At 55.8% G+C, this 5,697-nt stretch carries 2 tRNA genes and 3 rRNA genes; all 5 read left to right on the top strand.

Features of this window, described 5'->3' with window-relative positions:
• The first annotated feature begins 298 nt into the window (after positions 1-298).
• The 5 genes from ON759_RS13810 to rrf all read left to right on the top strand — a co-directional run bounded on the left by ON759_RS13810 (position 299) and on the right by rrf (position 5,443).
• Positions 299-1,843, top strand: a 16S ribosomal RNA gene (locus ON759_RS13810).
• A 90-nt stretch (positions 1,844-1,933) separates the two neighbouring features.
• Positions 1,934-2,009 (top strand) — tRNA-Ala (locus ON759_RS13805).
• A gap of 19 nt (positions 2,010-2,028) precedes the next feature.
• A tRNA-Ile gene (locus ON759_RS13800) sits at positions 2,029-2,105 on the top strand.
• A 218-nt stretch (positions 2,106-2,323) separates the two neighbouring features.
• Positions 2,324-5,185 (top strand): 23S ribosomal RNA (locus tag ON759_RS13795).
• Positions 5,186-5,328: 143 nt separating this feature from the next.
• Positions 5,329-5,443: ribosomal RNA gene (gene rrf / locus ON759_RS13790) — 5S ribosomal RNA — on the top strand.
• Together the 16S, 23S and 5S rRNA genes with 2 tRNA genes alongside form the textbook arrangement of a ribosomal RNA operon.
• Positions 5,444-5,697 lie beyond the last annotated feature (254 nt).

Here is a 5,697-nt window from a genome sequence, read left to right as displayed (position 1 = left end):
AAGCAAAAATCATCATCACGGGGTGTTGACGTTCTTCAAAACCCTTGTATGATGTGCGGCTCCCTCGGGCTGATTGATGTTTCGGGGGTTGGGCAAGGCGCTGAGGCCGAAGCCCGGGATCTTTGACAGTGTGCGCAGGTGACTTGTGCGGGCGTCTGGTGGTGGCGGTTGTCCATCAGCAGACGTTCGTAACAGAACCATCAATTTCAAAGTATTCGTACGCAAGTACACGTACAGCGAGTAATGGGGCTGGAACGGACTCTGCACCAAAGCTTTTAGCCTTCGGGCTATGCAGTTTTAAGTGAAGAGTTTGATCCTGGCTCAGAGTGAACGCTGGCGGCAGGCCTAATACATGCAAGTCGAACGGCAGCACAGCAGAGCTTGCTCTGTGGGTGGCGAGTGGCGGACGGGTGAGGAATACGTGGGAATCTGCCCAGTCGTGGGGGATAACGTAGGGAAACTTACGCTAATACCGCATGCGCCCTTCGGGGGAAAGCCGGGGACCTTCGGGCCTGGCGCGATTGGATGAGCCCACGTCGGATTAGCTAGTTGGCGGGGTAAAGGCCCACCAAGGCGACGATCCGTAGCTGGTCTGAGAGGATGATCAGCCACACTGGAACTGAGACACGGTCCAGACTCCTACGGGAGGCAGCAGTAGGGAATATTGGACAATGGGCGCAAGCCTGATCCAGCCATGCCGCGTGAGTGAAGAAGGCCCTCGGGTTGTAAAGCTCTTTTGTCCGGAAAGAAAAGCGCCGGGTTAATACCCTGGTGTCCTGACGGTACCGGAAGAATAAGCACCGGCTAACTTCGTGCCAGCAGCCGCGGTAATACGAAGGGTGCAAGCGTTACTCGGAATTACTGGGCGTAAAGCGTGCGTAGGTGGTTCGTTAAGTCCGATGTGAAAGCCCTGGGCTCAACCTGGGAATGGCATTGGATACTGGCGGGCTAGAGTGCGGTAGAGGGTAGTGGAATTCCCGGTGTAGCAGTGAAATGCGTAGAGATCGGGAGGAACATCCGTGGCGAAGGCGACTACCTGGACCAGCACTGACACTGAGGCACGAAAGCGTGGGGAGCAAACAGGATTAGATACCCTGGTAGTCCACGCCCTAAACGATGCGAACTGGATGTTGGGCTCAACTTGGAGCTCAGTATCGAAGCTAACGCGTTAAGTTCGCCGCCTGGGGAGTACGGTCGCAAGACTGAAACTCAAAGGAATTGACGGGGGCCCGCACAAGCGGTGGAGTATGTGGTTTAATTCGATGCAACGCGAAGAACCTTACCTGGCCTTGACATGCACGGAACTTTCCAGAGATGGATTGGTGCCTTCGGGAACCGTGACACAGGTGCTGCATGGCTGTCGTCAGCTCGTGTCGTGAGATGTTGGGTTAAGTCCCGCAACGAGCGCAACCCTTGTCCTTAGTTGCCAGCACGTAATGGTGGGAACTCTAAGGAGACCGCCGGTGACAAACCGGAGGAAGGTGGGGATGACGTCAAGTCATCATGGCCCTTACGGCCAGGGCTACACACGTACTACAATGGTGGGGACAGAGGGCTGCAATGCCGCGAGGCGGAGCCAATCCCAGAAACCCCATCCCAGTCCGGATTGGAGTCTGCAACTCGACTCCATGAAGTCGGAATCGCTAGTAATCGCAGATCAGCATTGCTGCGGTGAATACGTTCCCGGGCCTTGTACACACCGCCCGTCACACCATGGGAGTTTGTTGCACCAGAAGCAGGTAGCTTAACCGCAAGGGGGGCGCTTGCCACGGTGTGGCCGATGACTGGGGTGAAGTCGTAACAAGGTAGCCGTATCGGAAGGTGCGGCTGGATCACCTCCTTTTGAGACATGGCAACGCATTGCCAGACGTCCGCACAAGTGACCTGCATTCAGAGAGCGCGATCCCCGAGGGGTTGCGTGTCCCGTCTTGACGGGGCCTTAGCTCAGCTGGGAGAGCACCTGCTTTGCAAGCAGGGGGTCGTCGGTTCGATCCCGACAGGCTCCACCATCTGAAGGAAAGACACTTTGGGTCTGTAGCTCAGGTGGTTAGAGCGCACCCCTGATAAGGGTGAGGCCGGTGGTTCGAGTCCTCCCAGACCCACCACTCTGAATGTTCTGCGCACACATACTTTGAAATGCCTGGGCACTGTGGCCTGGGCATGTTCTTTGAAAATCGGGGAAGAGAGTCAAACGAGCGTTTGAGACGTAAGTCTTGCAACGTGTCGAGGCTGAGGCGAGATGGCGTAAGCCATCTTTATCGAAGTGATTAAGTCGTACCATTCGCTGGTATGCGTATCGTCCCGAGGCGACTTGGGGTGATATGGTCAAGCGAATAAGCGCACACGGTGGATGCCTTGGCGGTCAGAGGCGATGAAGGACGTGGCAGCCTGCGAAAAGCGTCGGGGAGCTGGCAACAAGCTTTGATCCGGCGATGTCCGAATGGGGAAACCCACCCGCAAGGGTATTGCATGGTGAATACATAGCCATGCAAGGCGAACGCGGTGAACTGAAATATCTAAGTAACCGTAGGAAAAGAAATCAACCGAGATTCCGTCAGTAGCGACGAGCGAACGCGGACTAGCCCAAAAGTCGATCTTGCTTTAGCAAAACACCCTGGAAAGAGTGGCCATAGCGGGTGACAGCCCCGTATGCGAAAGGGCCTGATCGATGAAATTGAGTAGGGCGGGGCACGTGAAACCCTGTCTGAACATGGGGGGACCATCCTCCAAGGCTAAATACTCCTGACCGACCGATAGTGAACCAGTACCGTGAGGGAAAGGCGAAAAGAACCCCGGCGAGGGGAGTGAAATAGACCCTGAAACCGTGTGCGTACAAGCAGTCGGAGCCCGCAAGGGTGACGGCGTACCTTTTGTATAATGGGTCAGCGACTTACTGTTCGTGGCGAGCTTAACCGTATAGGGGAGGCGAAGGGAAACCGAGTCTGATAAGGGCGCATAGTCGCGGGCAGTAGACCCGAAACCGGGTGATCTAGTCATGCCCAGGGTGAAGGTACCGTAACAGGTACTGGAGGCCCGAACCCACTCCCGTTGCAAAGGTAGGGGATGAGGTGTGATTAGGAGTGAAAAGCTAATCGAACCCGGAGATAGCTGGTTCTCCTCGAAAGCTATTTAGGTAGCGCCTCGTATGTATCCTCTCGGGGGTAGAGCACTGTTATGGCTAGGGGGTCATTGCGACTTACCAAACCATTGCAAACTCCGAATACCGAGACGGACTGTACGGGAGACACACGGCGGGTGCTAACGTCCGTCGTGAAAAGGGAAACAACCCAGACCCACAGCTAAGGTCCCAAATCAACGCTAAGTGGAAAACGATGTGGAAAGGCACAGACAGCCAGGAGGTTGGCTTAGAAGCAGCCACCCTTTAAAGAAAGCGTAATAGCTCACTGGTCGAGTCGGTCTGCGCGGAAGATTTAACGGGGCTAAGCGTTGAACCGAAGCTTGGGGTGCACAACTTCGTTGTGCGCGGTAGAGGAGCGTTCCGTAGGCCTGCGAAGGTGGATCGAGAGGTCCGCTGGAGGTATCGGAAGTGCGAATGCTGACATGAGTAACGATAATGCGGGTGAAAAGCCCGCACGCCGAAAGCCCAAGGTTTCCTTGCGCAACGTTAATCGACGCAGGGTGAGTCGGCCCCTAAGGCGAGGCAGAAATGCGTAGTCGATGGGAAGCTGGTTAATATTCCAGCACCTCGCGTAAGTGCGATGGGAGGACGGAGAAGGTTAGGTGAGCCGGGCGTTGGTTGTCCCGGTGAGAGGACTGAGGTGGTGCCCTTAGGCAAATCCGGGGGCGCAACATTGAGGTCAAGGACGAGTCCAATGGGACTAAGTCACCGATATCACGCTTCCAGGAAAAGTCCCTAAGCTTCAGCTTACGCAGACCGTACCGTAAACCGACACAGGTGGGCAGGATGAGAATTCTCAGGCGCTTGAGAGAACTCGGGTGAAGGAACTAGGCAAAATAGCACCGTAACTTCGGGAGAAGGTGCGCCGACCATGGTGAATAGCTGAGGTCGGCCGAAGTGACCAGGCCGCTGCGACTGTTTATCAAAAACACAGCACTCTGCAAACACGAAAGTGGACGTATAGGGTGTGACGCCTGCCCGGTGCCGGAAGGTTAATTGATGGGGTCAGCCGCAAGGCGAAGCTCTTGATCGAAGCCCCGGTAAACGGCGGCCGTAACTATAACGGTCCTAAGGTAGCGAAATTCCTTGTCGGGTAAGTTCCGACCTGCACGAATGGCGTAACGACAGCGGCGCTGTCTCCACCCGAGACTCAGTGAAATTGAAATCGCTGTGAAGATGCAGCGTTCCCGCGGCAAGACGGAAAGACCCCGTGAACCTTTACTATAGCTTTACACTGAACGTTGAGTTCGTCTGTGTAGGATAGGTGGGAGGCTGTGAAACCATGGCGCTAGCTGTGGTGGAGCCAACCTTGAAATACCACCCTGATGTGCTTGACGTTCTAACCTGGGCCCGTGATCCGGGTCGGGGACCGTGTATGGTGGGTAGTTTGACTGGGGCGGTCTCCTCCTAAAGAGTAACGGAGGAGCTCGAAGGTACGCTCAGCGCGGTCGGACATCGCGCACTGTGTGCAAAGGCATAAGCGTGCTTGACTGCAAGATCGACGGATCAAGCAGGTAGGAAACTAGGACTTAGTGATCCGGTGGTTCTGTATGGAAGGGCCATCGCTCAACGGATAAAAGGTACTCCGGGGATAACAGGCTGATACCGCCCAAGAGTTCATATCGACGGCGGTGTTTGGCACCTCGATGTCGGCTCATCACATCCTGGGGCTGTAGTCGGTCCCAAGGGTATGGCTGTTCGCCATTTAAAGTGGTACGCGAGCTGGGTTCAGAACGTCGTGAGACAGTTCGGTCCCTATCTGTCGTGGGCGTTGGAGATTTGAGAGGGGCTGCTCCTAGTACGAGAGGACCGGAGTGGACGAACCTCTGGTGTTCCGGTTGTCACGCCAGTGGCACTGCCGGGTAGCTATGTTCGGAAGCGATAACCGCTGAAAGCATCTAAGCGGGAAGCGCGCCTCAAGATGAGATCTCCCGGGGCACAAGCCCCCTGAAGGAACCATCAAGACCAGGTGGTTGATAGGCAGGGTGTGTAAGCGCAGTAATGCGTTGAGCTTACCTGTACTAATGATCCGTGTGGCTTGACCATATCACCTCAAGTTTCTTCGACTCGTCGAATGAAACCCTTGGCCTCAACACGTCCAAGGCTTGCGACAAACGCTCGTGACCCTCTTCCCCACCCCCTGAGAGCGTGGCGCTGCTTCACCGAAGCCGGCGACCCTCCACCCTCTCCCTGGTGACAACAGCGCTGTGGTACCACCCGATCCCATCCCGAACTCGGAAGTGAAACACAGCTGCGCCGATGGTAGTGTGGCTCAAGCCATGCAAGAGTAGGTCATCGCCAGGGCCTTTATAAAAGCAAAACCCCAGCTCATCGAGCTGGGGTTTTGTCTTTTATCGCGTTCATGGCAATGACTTGGCTTGCGCAAGGCTTGCCGGATGAATGGCCAATACTCCGCCTATCGCGTTGCGGTGCGCGGCGCAGCCGCGACCCGCAACAGGTCATCGCCAGGGCCTTTATATACGCAATACCCCGGACCGAAAGGTCCGGGGTATTGTCTTTTATGGCGCCTGGCAATGGACTGCCAGCCCGGGGCTTGC

The organism is Thermomonas mangrovi, from assembly GCF_028201335.1.
Taxonomy (GTDB): Bacteria; Pseudomonadota; Gammaproteobacteria; order Xanthomonadales; family Xanthomonadaceae; genus Thermomonas; species Thermomonas mangrovi.
Note: the sequence above shows the minus strand (reverse complement) of the source record. Positions and strands in the feature narration are given on the sequence as shown.